The sequence below is a fragment of the Chitinophaga filiformis genome, from assembly GCF_023100805.1.
Classification (GTDB): domain Bacteria; phylum Bacteroidota; class Bacteroidia; order Chitinophagales; family Chitinophagaceae; genus Chitinophaga; species Chitinophaga filiformis_B.
This window is the reverse complement of sequence record NZ_CP095855.1, coordinates 1,090,974-1,108,806: the sequence shown is the minus strand read 5'-3', so window position 1 is coordinate 1,108,806 and position 17,833 is coordinate 1,090,974. Positions and strand designations below refer to the sequence as shown.

The 17,833-nt window shown below is 46.2% G+C and carries 12 protein-coding genes; 4 read left to right on the top strand and 8 right to left on the bottom strand.

Going from position 1 to position 17,833, the window contains the following annotated elements; translation table 11 throughout:
* Position 1: 1 nt before the first annotated feature.
* From MYF79_RS04635 to MYF79_RS04625, 3 genes are all read right to left on the bottom strand, one after another.
* A complete protein-coding gene (locus MYF79_RS04635) occupies positions 2–556 on the bottom strand; it encodes an RNA polymerase sigma factor (protein ID WP_247812774.1) in 555 nt (184 codons plus the stop codon).
* A gap of 112 nt (positions 557–668) precedes the next feature.
* Positions 669–2,183 (bottom strand): bifunctional phosphoribosylaminoimidazolecarboxamide formyltransferase/IMP cyclohydrolase, encoded by a 1,515-nt coding sequence (purH, locus tag MYF79_RS04630; protein ID WP_247812773.1) that lies wholly within the window; start codon positions 2,181–2,183, stop codon positions 669–671.
* A 12-nt stretch (positions 2,184–2,195) separates the two neighbouring features.
* On the bottom strand, positions 2,196–4,286 hold the full coding sequence (locus tag MYF79_RS04625; RefSeq protein WP_247812772.1) for a ComEC/Rec2 family competence protein: 2,091 nt from the start codon (positions 4,284–4,286) through the stop codon (positions 2,196–2,198).
* A 942-nt stretch (positions 4,287–5,228) separates the two neighbouring features.
* On the opposite strand from MYF79_RS04625, the gene MYF79_RS04620 reads away from it, so the two are divergent.
* Positions 5,229–8,426 carry a S41 family peptidase gene (locus MYF79_RS04620; protein ID WP_247812771.1) on the top strand — a complete coding sequence of 1,066 codons (3,198 nt, stop codon included), beginning with the start codon at positions 5,229–5,231 and terminating at the stop codon, positions 8,424–8,426.
* Positions 8,427–8,738: 312 nt separating this feature from the next.
* Here the strand turns inward: MYF79_RS04620 and carB are convergent, their stop codons facing one another.
* Entirely contained in the window at positions 8,739–11,558 is a 2,820-nt protein-coding gene (gene carB / locus MYF79_RS04615) for a carbamoyl-phosphate synthase large subunit (protein WP_247812770.1), read from the bottom strand.
* Positions 11,559–12,061: 503 nt separating this feature from the next.
* Here carB and MYF79_RS04610 point away from each other — a divergent pair.
* Positions 12,062–13,135 (top strand): hypothetical protein, encoded by a 1,074-nt coding sequence (locus MYF79_RS04610; RefSeq protein WP_247812769.1) that lies wholly within the window; start codon positions 12,062–12,064, stop codon positions 13,133–13,135.
* Between the two features lie 171 nt (positions 13,136–13,306).
* Here the strand turns inward: MYF79_RS04610 and MYF79_RS04605 are convergent, their stop codons facing one another.
* Together MYF79_RS04605 and MYF79_RS04600 are read right to left on the bottom strand one after the other, a co-directional pair.
* Positions 13,307–14,458 carry an MFS transporter gene (locus tag MYF79_RS04605; protein ID WP_247812768.1) on the bottom strand — a complete coding sequence of 384 codons (1,152 nt, stop codon included), beginning with the start codon at positions 14,456–14,458 and terminating at the stop codon, positions 13,307–13,309.
* Positions 14,459–14,497: 39 nt separating this feature from the next.
* Entirely contained in the window at positions 14,498–15,244 is a 747-nt protein-coding gene (locus tag MYF79_RS04600) for a DeoR/GlpR family DNA-binding transcription regulator (RefSeq protein WP_199654562.1), read from the bottom strand.
* Between the two features lie 94 nt (positions 15,245–15,338).
* On the opposite strand from MYF79_RS04600, the gene MYF79_RS04595 reads away from it, so the two are divergent.
* Positions 15,339–15,860 carry a 5' nucleotidase, NT5C type gene (locus tag MYF79_RS04595; RefSeq protein ID WP_247812767.1) on the top strand — a complete coding sequence of 174 codons (522 nt, stop codon included), beginning with the start codon at positions 15,339–15,341 and terminating at the stop codon, positions 15,858–15,860.
* Between the two features lie 2 nt (positions 15,861–15,862).
* Here the strand turns inward: MYF79_RS04595 and MYF79_RS04590 are convergent, their stop codons facing one another.
* Both MYF79_RS04590 and MYF79_RS04585 read right to left on the bottom strand, forming a co-directional pair.
* On the bottom strand, positions 15,863–16,309 hold the full coding sequence (locus MYF79_RS04590) for a hypothetical protein (protein WP_247812766.1): 447 nt from the start codon (positions 16,307–16,309) through the stop codon (positions 15,863–15,865).
* Between the two features lie 168 nt (positions 16,310–16,477).
* Positions 16,478–17,101, bottom strand: coding sequence for a helix-turn-helix transcriptional regulator (locus MYF79_RS04585; protein ID WP_199654559.1), 624 nt, complete (start codon positions 17,099–17,101; stop codon positions 16,478–16,480).
* Between the two features lie 394 nt (positions 17,102–17,495).
* Here MYF79_RS04585 and MYF79_RS04580 point away from each other — a divergent pair, with 394 nt between their 5' ends.
* Positions 17,496–17,792 carry a hypothetical protein gene (locus MYF79_RS04580; RefSeq protein WP_247812765.1) on the top strand — a complete coding sequence of 99 codons (297 nt, stop codon included), beginning with the start codon at positions 17,496–17,498 and terminating at the stop codon, positions 17,790–17,792.
* The last annotated feature ends 41 nt before the right edge of the window (positions 17,793–17,833 follow it).

The window sequence follows — 17,833 nt, the reverse complement described above, 5'->3', positions numbered from 1 at the left end:
ATCAGGCATCTTGTTGTTCCATACAAATTTTCAGGTTTCGCTTACCGTTCTGAATATAGCTTTTCACTTTCTTCATATCATATCCTGTAATATCAGCTACTTCACGATAACTTTTTTCCTTGAGGTAAAAGAGGTCTACACTACGCTTTTGCTCTTCCGGCAAAGTTTCCAGGCATTTTTCCATGCCCTGCAGATGTATCTCTATGCTTACTCCGTTCTCATGATGTGCAAAAGAGTCATTTTCCATAACGGGCAGTCCTTCGAGAGAAATTTCCCTTCCCTCCCTGTTCTTCATAGCACGCAACTTCATCAGGCAATGGTTCCTGGTAAGTACATGCAACCAGCTCTTAAAGTTCTGCACCTCATGCTGCTGTAACTTTCCGATCAACTCCTCAAAGATCTGCATGACAGCGTCTTTGCTGGCCTCTTCATCAAAGTAACGCAGGCATACTCCATACACCAGATTCATGTAGCGCTGGTATAGCGCAGCCAGATAATCCAGCTGACCGGAGCGTTTGAACTCCTGTATCAACACTGCATCATCTGCATCCTTCATGATATTATGGTGTAAAAATGCCATAGCTTAGATGAACAATAGTAAAGAATTTTTAGCAAAAAAGCACTGGCGTATTGCCAGTGCTTTTTTTATACTTTAATACCCAAAAGGCTTAGTGTCTGAAGTGACGGGTACCGGTCATCACCATTACCATACCGTTCTGCTTACAGAATTCTATTGAATCATTGTCCCTTACAGAACCGCCTGGCTGGATCACTGACGTGATACCTTCCTCGTGGGCAATACGCACACAGTCATCGAATGGGAAGAATGCATCAGAAGCCATTGCTGCGCCTTTCAGATCGAAGCTAAACTGGTTGGCCTTGGCGATGGCATGACGTAATGAATCAATGCGGGAAGTCTGGCCACAACCTTTACCAATCAGCTGTTTATCTTTTACCAAAGCAATAGCATTGGATTTCAGGTGTTTACATACGATGTTGGCAAATTCGAGGTCTGCCTTCTCAGCAGCCGTTGCTGGTCTTGCACCGGCTTCATTCCACTCCTGGTAGTTACCCTTATCATTTTCCTGCAGCAGTACGCCGTTCAGGACATTCTTGTATACATAAGGCGCCTTCACCGGCTGCAATTGTTGCAGCAGGATGCGGTTCTTTTTCGCCTGCAGTACTGTCAGCGCATCTGCATCAAAGCCGGGAGCGATCAATATTTCGAAGAAGATCTCGCTGATAGATTCCGCGGTGGTTTTGTCAATCACAGCATTGGTTACCAATACGCCACCAAAGGCACTTTCTTTATCACCCGCCAGTGCTGCATCCCATGCCGCCTTTAAGGTAGAACGGCTGGCAATACCACATACGTTCGTGTGTTTGATCACTGCAAAGGTGGTTTCTGTAAACTCCTGGATCAGCTGGCAGGCAGCGTCTACATCTACAAGGTTGTTGTAAGACAGTTCCTTACCGTGCAGTTTGTTGAAGATCTCAGACAGGTCACCGTAGAACACGCCTTTCTGGTGAGGATTCTCTCCATAACGCATTACCTGGCCCTGTGGAGCGGATACCTGGAAGTAGGCAGCAGGCTCATTGTTCAGGAAATACTGTGCAATTGCCACATCGTAGTTAGCACATACTTCAAACGCTTTTGCAGCAAACGCCCTGCGCTCTTCTATGCTGGTAGCGCCGCTATTATCTGTCAGCACTTTTTCCAGGTCAGCATACTGATCTTTGGAAGCAACGATCACTACATCTTTGTAGTTCTTGGCTGCCGCCCTGATCAGGGATACACCGCCGATGTCTATTTTCTCAATTATTGTTTGTTCTTCTTTGGTGCTCTTTACAGTTTCCTCGAAAGGATACAGGTCTACGATCACCAGGTCCAGCTCAGGAATAGCATACTGTTGCAGTTGCTCAAGGTCCTGCGGGTTCTCACGACGCGCCAGAATACCTCCGAATACCTTCGGATGCAGGGTCTTTACACGTCCACCCAGAATAGATGGATACGCTGTCAAATCTTCCACCGCTACACACTTCACACCCTGGTCCTCAATGAACTTCTGGGTACCTCCAGTCGAATAAATAGTTACTCCCTGTTCACCTAACTTTTTTACAATGTTCTCCAGGTTATCTTTATAGAAAACGGAGATCAATGCTGATTTAATTTGCTTTTGCATGTATGGAAATCATTAGAAATTTACAACATAGGCTCCCTGGTCCGGAACCGAAAAGAAGCGCAAAGTTAGCATGTAACAATCACTTTTCCATTGTCGAATGTTCCGCAGTGTACTGGAAGCATCAAAAATATAACACCCTACAACGAACATCTGTTCCAATTGTCTGATATCCAGGTGTGGATTATGTGATAGTAAAAGATAATCTGTCCGCAACTTTTTCTGCAGACGAGCCCCTGGAAGTACCCTGTCCACAATAACCAGCCGTTTTTGCCCTAAAGAAAGGATACGTAAACCGGCAAATGCAGCACTATCAATGTCTGTATACACGCGTTGTTTTATACCATACAACACTTGGGCTGGCCGCAAATAGTAATTGTATAAAGAATCATTGTTCATCAGTTCCCTATCGCCGGTCATGCTTATCCTACGTCCCTCAACGATATCTAACCAGGTATGTTCCGGTATGTTGTAGACAACCATTTTATGCTGGTACAGTTCATCCACCCGCCATAACATGTTGCTGATACTCCATACCGCGGCCCCTGTCAGGGCCACCAGCCATCCCCGCCGCCATTTGTGCAGCCAGTAGCCGAGCAGGCCGGCAATGCAGATGTACAGGCAGCCAACACTCACCGGATGCATATTGATGTCTGTGATCAATGCGCCCGGCAGATGCCCTATCCAGCTAACGGCCCTGTTCATCCATTGCATCAGCAGCTGTAAGGCCAGTCCTGTACCATGTGCAAGCACTGGTACACCTCCAACTATCATCAGCAGGATCTCACCATACAATACAATAGTCGATAGCGGCACGACGAGCACATTGGCAGGAAGAAAGAAAACCGGGAACTGATGGAAGTAATAAAGACAAAGCGGCAAGGTCATTACCTGTGCTGCAATTGTGAGTGCTATCATATCCCACAACTTATCCACCCACTTCCTGCTGCTCTGGAACAGATGATATGTTCGCCGGTAACAAATGACAATACTTAATACCGCCAGGTAAGATAGCTGAAAGCCTGCATCAACAAGCAACCGCGGTTCATAGCACAGCAGCAGAAAAGCAGATGCCGCCAGTGTGTTGTAGATGTTCGTATAGCGGTCCAGCATAAATTTCCCAAGGGTAATGAAACTAAACATCACGGTTGCACGTAATACAGATGCAGCGCCTCCGGTCAATAAGGTGAAGGCCCATAATAAGAGAATGATAAGAACTCCTTTGAGCTCCTCTGAAAAACGGTGCTTTGGCCACCAGCGCAGTATCCATAGTAATGCGCCGTAGATAAGCGCCAGGTGCATTCCTGAAATAGCGATGATATGCACGATGCCGGTGTTGGTGTATTCCTGCACCATTGCCCGGTCCAGATCATAACGGTAGCCTATTAGTAAAGCCGCTGCCAGTCCTGCTTCCCGGCCGCCAATGTATTGCTGCAACGTATGCAGACAATATGCGCGGCATTGCAGTACCCATTGCATGATGACCTGGTTCTCCCCTTCCGGCAGGCGCCTCCATTCCGCTGATGACAGGAAAGCCTGATGGTATATCTGCTGGCTCGCGCAATAACGCCTGTAGTTAAAGGCACCGGGGTTACCACTGTACTGCACCGGTGTTGTCTGCAATCGTATCAGTAATCGGTCCCCGTATTGTAAACTCCCTGCTGCGCTGTCTTTTGTTAGGTATACTAACAATTTACCCTTCGCCGGTATGCTGCTGTCATTGCGTATTATATGATCTACACTGACAACGGTCTTATACGACCGCGCTTTGGGCTGTAATGGTTCCCGTATTGTTACCTGCAGCAGGTCTCCCGGCCTTGCCAGGGTATCGAAATAATGGCTGCTATGGCGGATGTCAGCGTAATACACCAGTAAACTTCCACAGCAAACAACCAACAATTGCAGTGCTGCACCGCGTAGCCAATCGTACTGATAGCGGATACGAAAAGGCAGTTTTTTGAACGCAAGTAGTACCAATCCTGGCAAACCCGCTGCAGTAAGAAGTATCAGCGGATTAAACGGTATATATAACTGTACTGATATACCGGCGGATAAGGATAAAATCAGGCGCAGAAATGGCGCACGTTTAAGAAAGGCTACAAACATGACAACTTTATATGGTTAACGAATTCAAGTAGTGAAAGTAAGGCTTTCACACATGAAATATGTTTTTAAGGTATGATAAATATCTACCCCCTTGATAAGTTTAGCAGGCAAAAAATATTTTTAAAATAGGATGCTTTTTACATATTCATATTTTTCGATAATTGTTAAATCATTGATTTTGAACCAACTAATAAATTACACATTTCCACATCTGTTATTGATTAGTTAACATCTTTTTAATATTTAATATTTATAGTAAACTGCATTACCGGTCACGCTATTTATACACATAAATAGTCGTGTCTTTAATGGTTATTTTGAGGGAAAAGAAAGAGCCTGATCTTCATCAGGCTCTGATTATTTTAAGACTTTCCTATACTTCTTCAAGGCAATTATGCACAGGTGGAAGCCCTGTAGATTTCTCTGGCTTTAATTAATGTATTACATATATATCGGGCGTATCTGCCTGGGAATTACCTCTGCGTTATAAACATCGTTACCCGGTTAAACCCGCGCTACAAAAGTTGCTCCCGGGGTTATCCCGCATTACAAACGCTGATCCCCCGGTTTAAAACCCGGGGTTATTAACACAGTGACTCCTGGCGGAGTCCTATTGTGGTTTGTTAATGACGTTTCGGTATTAAGTACGCCTTTATCCGGGCTTAAAATGATTCGGGACCGGGTCATCTCTTCGGTATGTATTCGCTTCAGCTATACTACCGATTCCTACCTATAGGCGCTATGGTCCTACATTTCACCTACTATTCTATAGCGTTCGCTATAGAACAGTGCCTATAATGCTATAGCAGAGTGCCTGTAGGTAGGAACTTCCACCGAACCCGAAGCGAATACCAACACTATAGGTAAACCTATTTCCCCCTTTATTCCCGGCTAAAAAGTATAAATTAGTACATACTCTTCAAACTGCTTAACACCAACAAAATGCTCAGAAGACCTATTACCCTGCTTATGTTGACAGGCATAACCTGCCTGACGGCCAGGGCACAATCAACAGAAACCCTGTTACTGCGTTCCCCATCTATCAGCCAACATCAGATCGCATTTAACTATGCAGGCGACATATGGACCACGGATGAAAACGGGCAGCACCCACAGCGTATCACTGTCAATCCAGACGTGGAACTTGAGCCTATGTTGTCGCCCGACGGCAAATGGATCGCCTTCAGCGGCAACTATGAAGGCAATGTCGACATCTATGTAGTGGCCGCAAATGGCGGCATTCCTCGCCGTATCACCTACCATCCGGATGCTGATATTATACGCGGATGGCACGGTAACGATAAGATCATTTTCGCCTCTACACGTCAATCTATTTCGCCCCGTTTTCAACAGCTGTATGAAGCCGATATAGCAGGAGGTATGCCGGTAAAGTTGAAAATGCCGGAAGCTCACCAGGGTAACATCTCGCCTGACGGATTATATACTGCCTATATTAAACAACCCGATCCAACAGAAAGAGGCGGTACATATCATCCATTTAAACACTACCGGGGCGGTAATATGCCACGTATCTGGATATTCAATAACCAGACAAATGCCGTGACAGAGATCCCCGATGCAGGCTCCAACAACATCCGTCCGGTGTGGCTTGGCAATGATGTATGCTTTTTGAGCGACCGTAACGGCACCATGAATGTGTTTCGGTATTCCCTCTCTACCAAGACAGTTACACAGCTAACGAATCACAAAGACTTTGATGTAAAGACGCTTTTCTCTGACGGAAAAACGTTGGTATATGAGCAAGGTGGCCGCATCAACAAATGGGACGCCGCTTCAGGCAAAAGCACAGCGCTCAGTATTAACCTGCAGGCAGATCTGCCTTACAAGCGCCCCCACTATGTCAATGCATCTCTCAATACACTTGGCGGGATCAGCCTTTCTCCCACCGGCGTAAGGGCTGTGGTACAGTTCAGAGGCGATGTATTGACGCTGCCCCTTGAAAAGGGCGATATGCGTAATCTTACCGCAACACCCGGTATTCACGAACGCACGCCGGCATGGTCTGCCGATGGGAAATCTATTGCTTATTTCTCTGATGCGAGCGGTGAGTATGCCCTGCATATCCGCGATCAGAAAGCGGAGAAACCTGCAGTTATCATTCCCCTGGATCCCGGCTTTTACTATAGCCCAGTGTGGTCGCCGGACAGTAAAAAGATCGTATTCCGGGATAAACGTCTGCGCCTGCTGTATGTGGATGTCGACAGTAAAAAGATCTCCCAGATAGATGAAGACACCTACGATCGCCCTGACCAGAACTTCGATGCCAACTGGAGCCCTGACTCCCGTTGGATTACATACAACAAAAGGCTTCCTAACAATCTGCAGGCAGTCTTCCTGTACAATCTTGCTGATAAGAAAAGCTATCAACTCACTGATGGCCGCAGTGAAGCCAATGAGCCGGTATTCAGCAGGGACGGCAAATACCTCTTCTTCTATGCCAGCACTAACTATGCACAGAACACAGGCTGGCTGGATATGACCTCCTTCGAGCGTAACACGCTTAGCAATATCTATGCGGTGGTACTGGCCAACAACCTCCCTTCCCCACTTTCACCTGAGAGTGATGACGAACAGGAGAAAAAAGAGGCTCCTGCAAAAGACACTTCAAAGCTGACCCGTATAGATCTGGAGAACATTGACCAGCGCATAGTAGCGCTTCCCTTGCCGGCACAAAACTATAGCCAGCTGAATGGCCTTGTAAACGGCAAATTGTTATACCGCTCAGACAATATCCTTTACAGTTACGATATCGCGAAGCGTAAAAGTGATGTACTCCTGAATGGGATCAATAGCTATACCGTGAGCCAGAATGGTGAGAAACTATTGTATGTCACCGCTATAGCTGCCGGCATTGTAGGTACTGCCAGTAAATCGAATGTAGGCGAAGGCACGCTGAATATTGGGAATATTCGTACCCTCGTAGATCCCGCTGCAGAATGGAACCAGATGTTTGACGAACTATGGCGCATCGAACGCGATTTCTTTTATGTAGACAATATGCATGGCGCCGACTGGAAGGCCGTGAAAAAGAAATACCAGCGCTTTCTGCCTTATGTGGGCCATAGGGAAGACCTCAACTACCTCTTCAGCGAAATGATGGGAGAACTGGTGATAGGTCATAGCTATGTAAGTCAGGGCGATTTTCCAAAACCGATCACTGAATCTGTAGGTTTGCTCGGTGCAGATTATAGCATTGAAAATGGTCGTTTCCGTTTTGCGAAGATCTATTCCGGATTGAACTGGAATCCACAGTTCCAGTCTCCTCTTACACAGCCAGGCATCAATGTGAAAGAAGGAGATTATCTGCTGGCGGTGAATGGCGTACCCCTGGATGCCAGGACCAATCTTTACAGCCTGTTTCAGGCCACTGCGGGCAAACAGGTACGCATACTGGTGAATCAGCGGGCCGATACCACCGGCGCAAAAGAATATACGGTGGTGCCTGTTACCAATGAGGTAATGCTTCGTCATATGAACTGGGTAGAAGGTAACCGTAAAAGGGTAGATCAACTGAGCAATGGTAAACTGGCATATGTCTATATGCCTAATACCGGTGGCGATGGCTATAATTATTTCAACCGTTATTACTTCTCACAGCTGGACAAGAAAGGTGTGATCATAGACGAGCGCTTTAATGGTGGCGGATCGGCGGCTGACTATGTGATTGACCTCCTGAATCGCGACCTGCTGAACTATTGGGGTACTCGCGAAGGTCAGCCTATGACCACTCCCGGCAATGCCATATTCGGCCCCAAAGCCATGATCATAAATGGCTATGCCGGCTCCGGCGGAGACCTGATGCCATTCATGTTCCATGAAAAGAAGCTGGGACCATTGGTAGGCACTACCACCATGGGCATCCTCGTGGGCATCTATAATTATCCGCAGCTGATGGATGGCGGTTTTGTGACTGCGCCGCGATTAGGCATCTTCAGTAAAGACGGCAAATGGATCATCGAAAACAAAGGCGTAGAGCCCGATGTGCAGGTGGAAATGAGCCCGGCTGATGTGATTGCAGGCAAAGATCCGCAGCTGGAAAAGACGGTGGAATTGCTGATGAAGGAGATAAAAGATGTTCCCGTTGTGAAGAAGCCAAACGGACCCGTAAGAGCTGAATAAGGGCTTGCCGTGACAGTCCGGATGTTTGGTTTGATAGCCTGGCTTTTCACAGATGATACCGGTACCATGACGCGCGCCATGAACCAGCATTCTGAAAATGATGTCCCTTTAGCAGAGGAGGATTTCGGAAGGCCCTTCATCGGCAGAAAACTGCTGTTCCCCTCTACCATAGAGAGCTTTACAGTGCCTTTGACATGGATTTAAGCTGGACCTGAAGTGGATTGATTCGAACAGGAACTGGCTAATATAATATATAGGAAGAGGGCGTCCGCTACTGCGCGACGCCCTCTTTAGTATACCAAAAGGTTGCCCTTATTTGTTACTCAGATACATGCTTTTCTCCTTATACAGGGTTCTGAAGTATGGGTCCCTGAGATCTTTGATAAAACGGATAGCTTCACCGGTAGATTTCATTTCAGGACCGAGCTCTTTGTTCACACCCGGGAACTTGTTGAAGGAGAACACAGGCTCCTTGATAGCAAAACCGTTCAGTTTCTTCTCTATCTTGAAATCTGTCAGCTTCTTCACACCCAGCATTATTTTGGTAGCAATATTCAGGTAAGGCACCTGGTATGCTTTTGCAATGAACGGCGTAGTACGGGAAGCACGTGGGTTAGCCTCGATCACGTATACCTGTCCGCCTTTGATAGCAAACTGAATATTGATCAGACCGCGGATATCGAGCGCACGGGCGATCTTCTCTGCGTAATATTCCATAGTGGTCACCTCCAGTGGGCTCAGGTTGAACGCAGGTAATACCGCATTACTGTCGCCACTGTGGATACCAGCAGGTTCGATATGCTCCATTACGCCCATTACGTGGAAGTTCTCTCCGTCAAAGATACCGTCGATCTCCGCCTCCTGGCAACGATCCAGGAAGTGGTCGATCAGGATCTTATTGCCCGGCAGGTGCTTCAGCAGGCTGAGTACAGACGATTCCAGTTCTTCTTCGTTGATCACGATACGCATACGCTGACCACCCAACACATAAGAAGGACGAACCAGTACAGGATAACCTACTTCTTTCGCTACTTCTATTGCTTCATCTGTATTATAGGCAGTACCGTAGTTTGGATAAGGGATCCCCAGTTCTTTCAGCAGATCTGAGAAACGGCCACGGTCTTCAGCGATATCCATGTTATCAAAAGAAGTACCGATGATCCTGATCCCTTTTTCTTCCAGGCGTTTAGCCAGCTTCAGGGCTGTCTGCCCACCCAGCTGTACGATCACACCTTCTGGTTTTTCCAGCTCGATGATCTCCCACAGATGCTCCCAGAATACCGGTTCGAAGTACAGCTTGTTCGCCATGTCGAAGTCGGTAGATACGGTTTCGGGGTTACAGTTCACCATGATAGCGTCGAAACCTGCTTCCTGGATAGCCTGTAAGCCATGCGTACAGCAGTAATCGAATTCAATCCCCTGACCGATGCGGTTAGGACCGGAACCCAGTACGATCACCTTCTTCCTGTCGGACGGTTTGCTTTCGTTTACGGTATCAAATGCAGAATAGAAGTAAGGAGTGATAGCTTCAAACTCAGCGCTGCAGGTATCTACCATTTTATAAGTACGGGTGATGCCGAGGGCTTTACGTTTTTCGTATACTTCGTGTTCCTCGCAGTTACCGAACAGGTGTACCAGCTGCATATCGGAGAAGCCCATTTTCTTGGCATCTTTCAGCAGTTGTTCAGGTACAGATTCCAGATCGTGTTCCTGCAGCTGCTTTTCCATGGTCACGATGTCGTTGATCTGGTTGAGGAACCATTTATCGATATAGGTCATCTGGTGGATGTGTTTCACAGAAACACCTTCCATCAGGGCGTCCTTGATACGGAAGATACGGTCCCAGGTAGGCGTTTTCAGTCTTTCCAGCAGCTGCTCACTCTTCATGGCAGACTTACCGTAGTAACCGAGACCCAGTGCATCATTCTCCAGGCTCTGGCAGGCTTTCTGCAAAGCTTCAGGGAAGGTACGGCCGATAGCCATTACCTCACCTACTGACTTCATCTGAAGTCCCAGTGTCTGGTCAGCACCTTTAAATTTATCGAAGTTCCAGCGTGGCATTTTTACGATCACGTAGTCCAGCGCAGGTTCAAAGAAAGCGGAAGTAGTTTTGGTGATCTGGTTTTCCAGTTCATCCAGTGTGTAACCGATAGCCAATTTCGCAGCGATCTTCGCGATAGGATAACCGGTAGCTTTGGATGCCAGTGCAGAAGACCGGCTTACACGAGGGTTGATCTCAATGGCGATCAGCTCTTCGTTTTCAGGGTTCAATGAGAACTGTACGTTACAACCACCGGCAAAGTTACCGAGGTCGCGCATCATCATCTGGGCCTTGTTACGCATGTCCTGGAAAGCGGTATCGCTCAGGGTCATCGCTGGCGCCACGGTGATAGAGTCACCAGTATGGACGCCCATTGGGTCCAGGTTCTCTACAGTACAAATGATCACCACATTATCATTGGCGTCGCGCAGCAGTTCCAGTTCGAACTCTTTCCATCCCAGTACCGCTTTTTCTACGAGTACTTCATGTATCGGAGACGCCTGTAAACCACGTTGGAGTGCTTCGTCCAGTTCATCCTTACTGTGTACGAAACCACCTCCGGTCCCACCCAGGGTAAAGGACGGACGGATAACCAGCGGGAATCCTATTTCCTGTGCAAACTCTTTTCCTTCCAGGAAGGAGTTGGCAGTTCTGGCCGGCGCTACGGGCACACCCAGCCGGATCATCCACTGACGGAACTGTTCACGGTCTTCAGCCTTGTCTATGGCCTTGATATCCACACCGATCAGGCGAACATTGTATTTCTGCCATATTCCCAGCTCATCCACTTCTTTACAGAGGTTCAGGGCTGTCTGTCCACCCATGGTAGGCAGTACGGCATCGATCTGCTGTTCTTCCAGTATCTGTTCTATACTTTCTACCGTCAACGGCAACAGGTATACCTTATCGGCCATCATAGGGTCAGTCATGATAGTAGCCGGATTGGAATTGATCAATACTACCCTGATACCTTCCTCACGCAGCGAACGGGCTGCCTGGGAACCGGAATAGTCAAATTCACAAGCCTGGCCAATAATAATAGGACCAGAACCAATAATAAGAACAGATTTGATAGAAGAATCTTTCGGCATTTGCGTATTCTATTGAAAAATTTAAAACCTAACTGATTTTAATACCATTCACCAGACAAAAAAATCGTGCAAAATTAAGGGTTTCAAAGTTTATTGTTGCAATAAAATTTAACGCCTTCCGAAGGTCAAATCTGCAAATCCTTTACTGACAAGCCCTTAGCCCGACGAATAATATTAATACACATATTTCCTGACGCTTCCATGTTTCTGTAAGGAGACCTCTCACATATCCCGAAAAACACATATATTTATGGCGAAACTGTTATTGCGCTTTTTCTACCCGGTATGAAAAAACTTAATTCCTGAATAGTGTGGCTAAATCCCGAAGAAGGATACCGCCGTATATTAATATGATTAATCAATCATATTATACTTATGAGATAAATGGGTGGCAATACTTTAGAGCATAAAAGACACTTGTAAACGAACGATGAGCATTAGATCATACTATTTTAAATAACAGTAATTATATATCTGATCTTTAATTCAAACCCTGATACCTGATGAAAAAAATTCTATTTTTCGGAATACTGGCATGCATTCTTGCATTCAACGCCTGTAAAAAGAGCTCGGACGACCAGGGCGGCGACACCGAGGAACCGGTAAAAATCGACACCGTTTATCTGAACGACAGAGTGGCACTGGCCTCCAAAGTAAAGGTTGCCTTCGGTATTTCCACCCCGGGAATGATACCTGCGGCAACAACTGCAAGCGGCACCCCTGTTCTGGTTGAAAACAAAAACATTGTAGACGCTATCAGCGGCCGCTACATCGTTATCAAACCAAACTTCAGTTATTATGAGTCGACGATCAAGGGCTATTATGTATCCATCGTTGGAAGTAGCGTACATTTTGAAGTGGATTATTCCAATGGTCGCGGTTTTTACAGACAGGCGCCCCAGGTGCAAAACTCCCTTTTCCGTGAGGGAGACTATGTAGATTCCTCTATTATCGTTAAGCTCCCCAAGTATATTGTAGGAGACACATTATCGCTTTCCTACGCCGCATACGACTCACTGGGCCATATCAGCAACAAGGTGTTGGCGCATGTACGTATTCACAGCCAGAACGGCATTGCTGACTACCAGGACTTTGTGGGAAGCTGGAAAGTGAACAGGAAAACGGATGCAAATGGCGTATGGCAGAACTATTACGTTCCCGATACATCCCGTACCCATTTTGCCTGCGAGAGCGGTAAGGTGCAATATTGCCTGAATAACCAGCAGAGCTGTTTTGAAGGCATTGCAGCTATAACGGCGGTAACCAAATATGACCTGATGTTCACAGACCAGAATGAATACAGTGAGTTATTCTCTGCTACACTCTCCCGTGTGGTGATGGACAATTCGACCTGCGATAAACTGAATTATGGCACACAGACAGTAAGCAAACTGGAAAAAGGTGGCTGGTCTTTCAACCCCGAAACAAAGATCATGACCATAGTAGTTGACAACAATGGTATTGAATACGATAACTTTTATTCCTACCAGGTAAAAATACTGGAAATGACGCCTCAGCTGGTTACACTGGTAAGGCTCGATAACACCTCTTATACGGTGGAATTAGTTAAAAAATAATCATCTCTTTATTCATGATAAGCAAAGGGCTGATCATAATGATCAGCCCTTCTATTTTTCTAAAACACTCCTCTTTTTTATAAACTACGCGCAGTTGATTTTTCAGACTGCTGACATATAGTCCGCCTGAGGCATAGTTACTTTACGCGACTTTTATACAAGCTCCGGAACTTACGCTTTCACTTTCTTGCTCATTACAGCGATACACATACCCATCAGGGCAATAATGGTAAACGAGATCCGCAGGCTTGTTGCCTGTGCCACAAATCCTATCAACGGAGGCCCGGCCAGGAAACCCAGGTAACCTATGGTAGATACCGCCGCCAGGGCCATACCGGGAGCAGATGGCTTACTCCGGCCTGCTGCACTATATACCAGCGGCACTACTGAAGATACGCCCGCACCTACCAGCAGGAAGCCGAATATAGCCGTGACGAAATATGGCAATGTTACCGCTATCAGCAATCCACCTGCCGTCAGTGCGCCACTCAGCTGCAACATCCGCTTTGTGCCGAAACGTACTGTCAGCCAGTCGGCCACAAAGCGGAAGGCGGCCATCGTACTCATAAAAGCTGTATAACCCAGACCAGCAGTTTTCTCTGAAGCGCCTACAACTTTTTTGAAATATACACCGCTCCAGTCAAACATTGTCCCTTCGCAGATCATAGAGCAAAAGGCAATAACTCCCAGGGTCAGCAGGATCTTATCGGGCCAGGCAAGTAAGGGCTGCTTTTGTGCTCCGGTCGGCGCATCGTGTGTTACGGCATACCTGATAGCAACGCCGACAATAATGATGCCCAGCACCAGGATAAACAGGAAGTGCTGGTAAGGCACTATGGCCATTGCAGCCATCACGGAGCCGATAGATGCCCCGGCGAAACCTCCCAGGCTCCAGAGTCCGTGAAAGGAGGCCATAATAGAACGGCCGTACATGGCTTCCACAAGCACGGCCTGAGTATTTACCGCGATATTGGCCATGTTGCCACAAAAGCCGAACAATACCAGGCAACCAAATAACTGCCAGCTTGCCTGGGTCAGGCCCAGTGTCGGCAATATGCCTGCGTATAATAATCCGGCAACCATCAATACCTGGCGGCTGCCATATTTACTTACAAGTACGCCAGCCACCGGCATGGATAACATAGACCCGATAGGCAGCGCCAGTAACATGCTACCCAGTGCTCCTTCGGAGAGGTGTAGCTTTTCCTGTATGGCCGGAATCCTGGAGGCCCAGCTCGAAAAGCATAGTCCAGTCAGAAAAAACAAGGCGCTTACGGCAATGCGTGTAGTTCTTTTGTACGAATGACCGATTGTCAATTCCATATTTGTTAATACTTTGAAATACTAAAGGTTGGCTTTTTGTCAGATAACATTTATTCCCAGCTGGCGGTAAGGCAAAGCCAGCGCCAGGCCGGCTTCGTCGGTTATGATCGTATCCATTGCAGTTATATTACATACTTTATAAGGTTCTGCGGTTCCCATCTTATCGCTGGTCACCAGGGCAATCACCTTATTGGCCGACTGCACCATTACATTCTTCACCGCCGCTTCATCCATATCCGGTCCTGTTACTCCCACTTCAGTATGCAAACTACATACTCCCATAAAGCAGATATCAGCCCGTAATTTTTCCAGCATCCTGATGGTATCCAGTCCGGAAGTCACCTGCGAGCTCTTGAAGATCCTGCCGCCTGTGAGTATCACCTCCACTTCCGGATGCTCCATCAACTGCATGGCAATAGGAATACTGGGTGTTACTACGGTAAGCTGCAGGCTGGGGGGAAATAATTTTACGAGGGCATAGGTAGAAGTACCACCGTCCATAATAATGGTCTGTCCATTATGCAAAAAGGACAATGCCTTGGTAGCAATGGCCCTTTTATCGTCCTCATGGAGCAGGATACGCTCATTGAAGGCAAAGGGATTGGGAGAATGCGGAATAGCGCCTCCCCTGACCTTGATCAGCAACCCGTTCTGGGCCAGTACTTCCAGGTCGCGCCGCACGGTATCTTCTGATACCTGCAGATCATTACTCAACTCTGTATGCAATACCTTATGGTCCGTCTGCAACTTCCTGAGTATATAATCAAAACGCTCTTCTTTCAGCATAATCTTGCAATTTCCTGCAAAAATATGAAACATTCTGCAATATCATGCTATGTATTTTCAGTAAAATGGGTAACTTTGCAAAAAACAGCAGAATATGGCAAGAATTGCAATAGACATGGACGGCGTTATGGCAGATACTACCCAGCAGTATATTAACTGGTATGCCGAACGCTATGGCGTGCAGGTAGATAAAGCGTCATTATACGGACAACCGGAAACCTCCGGGTTCCCTCATGGCAAGGAAGTGATCCGCGGATTCCTGTATGAGCCGGGCTTTTTCAGAACAAAGCCGGTTATAAAAGACAGCCAGGAAGTGATCAAAGCTTTGTATGATAAACATGAGGTGTTCATCGTATCTGCCGCAATGGAGTTCCCTAATTCATTACCCGAGAAGCTGGAATGGCTGGCAGAGTTCTATCCGTTTATAAGCTGGCAGAACATTGTCTTCTGCGGATCAAAGACAATTGTGCAGGCAGACTATATGATAGACGATCATGTAAAGAACCTGCAGCCATTCAAGGGAGAGGCGCTGATGTTCACCGCTCCGCACAACATTCATATAACTGATTTTAAAAGGGTCAACAACTGGGAGGAAGTGGGCGCATTGTTACTATAAGCCTACAGGTCAATGTTCGCCCTGTTGTTCACACTATTATAGGCATAGCCTTCAGGATCCCTGGCAAGACCTTTCCATACTGGCAGGTACAATAACTCATAGGCCCGGTGTTCAAATGCTTTCTCATCCGCAATACGTTCGGAGGTATAACTGCACCACAACAGACCTCCCCCGGGCCATTTTTTATTCAGCTCTTCCAGGACGGCCTCCATGAATGCAGGCCACCACATGTCAAGGGAAAGCGCCACCTCCCGGATCATTAAGTGTACGCTGGAAGGTAGAAAAGTATAGTCCTCGACCTTTATCAGTGCATTTCGCTGGTCATTATTCAACCTGGCGGCCAGGATATCGGCATACCGTTTCCCGGTGAACACTTCTTCCGTAGCGCCACAGACAGGCATTACCAGGTACCACACCGGAGGTTCAAACGCATTGGGCAGATAGTTCATCAACAAGGTTTGATAATACCATTATCATTATAGTACTTTACGTAAAACTATAATAATTTCATTACACCATAAAAACCTGGGAACCCCTTTCTGAACCGTATTGAAAGTGAAAAGAATATGGTTAATGCGTGTGTATAGTGTCTTTATAAGAGATATGGTATATCCCGACTATCCTTTTTTTGAACGGGCCTGCTTACGTAACTGCAAAATGTCTTTTTTAGCGCTTTCAAGTCCTTCTTTGAGGGAAGAATAACTTTTCAGTAACTGGTTATGCTCTTCCAGCAGCTTGTAGTATTTCTCCCTGAGTGCGAGCATTTCGTCATTCTCTGCCTGTCTTGAATCTTCCATAGAGCCGGGATGCAGAAATGCGTTGGTCGTCATCTCCAGGGCACGGACCACTCTGTCCAGTTCTTCGGCACCGAAAATCTCTTTTTCAAAAAGATTGTACATCGTTCTCCTGCTCATCCCCAGGCGTTTGGCGAGTCTCGTTTTATTCAGGCCCCGCTCTCCGATAAGCTCCATCAGACGGCCGCCATGATGTAATACTGTGCTCTCGCTACCTTTTTCACCGTTGGAGGAAGGAACGCTGTTCCATTCATAAAACTCTTCGGGAGTAATACCGATAATCTCACAAAATTTTTCGAGCGTGCTCCGCTTCATATCACTTTTACGCAGGTGATAATGCGCAATCTGGTTGGTGAAGCCTGCCATATCGGCAAAGTCAACTATCTTAATTTTCTTCTGCTTTAATACTTGTTTAAGGCGTTGGCCCATGTGGATTAACCTGGACATTATGCTATATTTTACTAACAGTGGATTGCATTGGTGTGCAATTCATACAATATAATAATAATTTCCATTTCATTATCACAATTGGAAATTCATATAGACAATATAGTTATCTCCTTAATAATGCAGGAACGCTGTCATTTGCAGATAACAATTCCGTCTACGATCTTCTCCGGGTAAAAATGTTGACAATATTTTTCACTATACATAAAATAAACTATATAAGTAATTGTTTATTAGTGAATTAAAAAGGAGATAATATTTTTCAAATATAGTTGTGCAAATTTTTTCAGGATAAGAGGTTTATAAATATATTTGCTTATACCACAATCATAATTAGTACAGCGATGAAAAACTCTCAATTAATCGTTAACACATTTAATCAAAATCAATCAAAATGAAAAAAACAATGCCTTCGACAACACATCCGAGCAATTTACTACAGGATGTGCATTCAAGGATGATCAACTTGCCTATCTATTTCCGTGAACGCGTATGCGAAGAATGCGCCTGGAGCATTCCGACCTTCTATCGTAAGATGCGTAGCGCATTAAAACCCGGTAGCGACAAAGAAAGGATTACGCCTAATCTTAGCAATGCAGAAAAAGAAAAGATCATTGCGATCCTTGACGAAGTGTATGAGAGCTTCTGGCAATACTGTGAGAAATACAGGAAAAAACCAATTAGGAAGTAATTAAGTCTCCGGACATTTCATGCCTATGCCCTTCTTTAGAG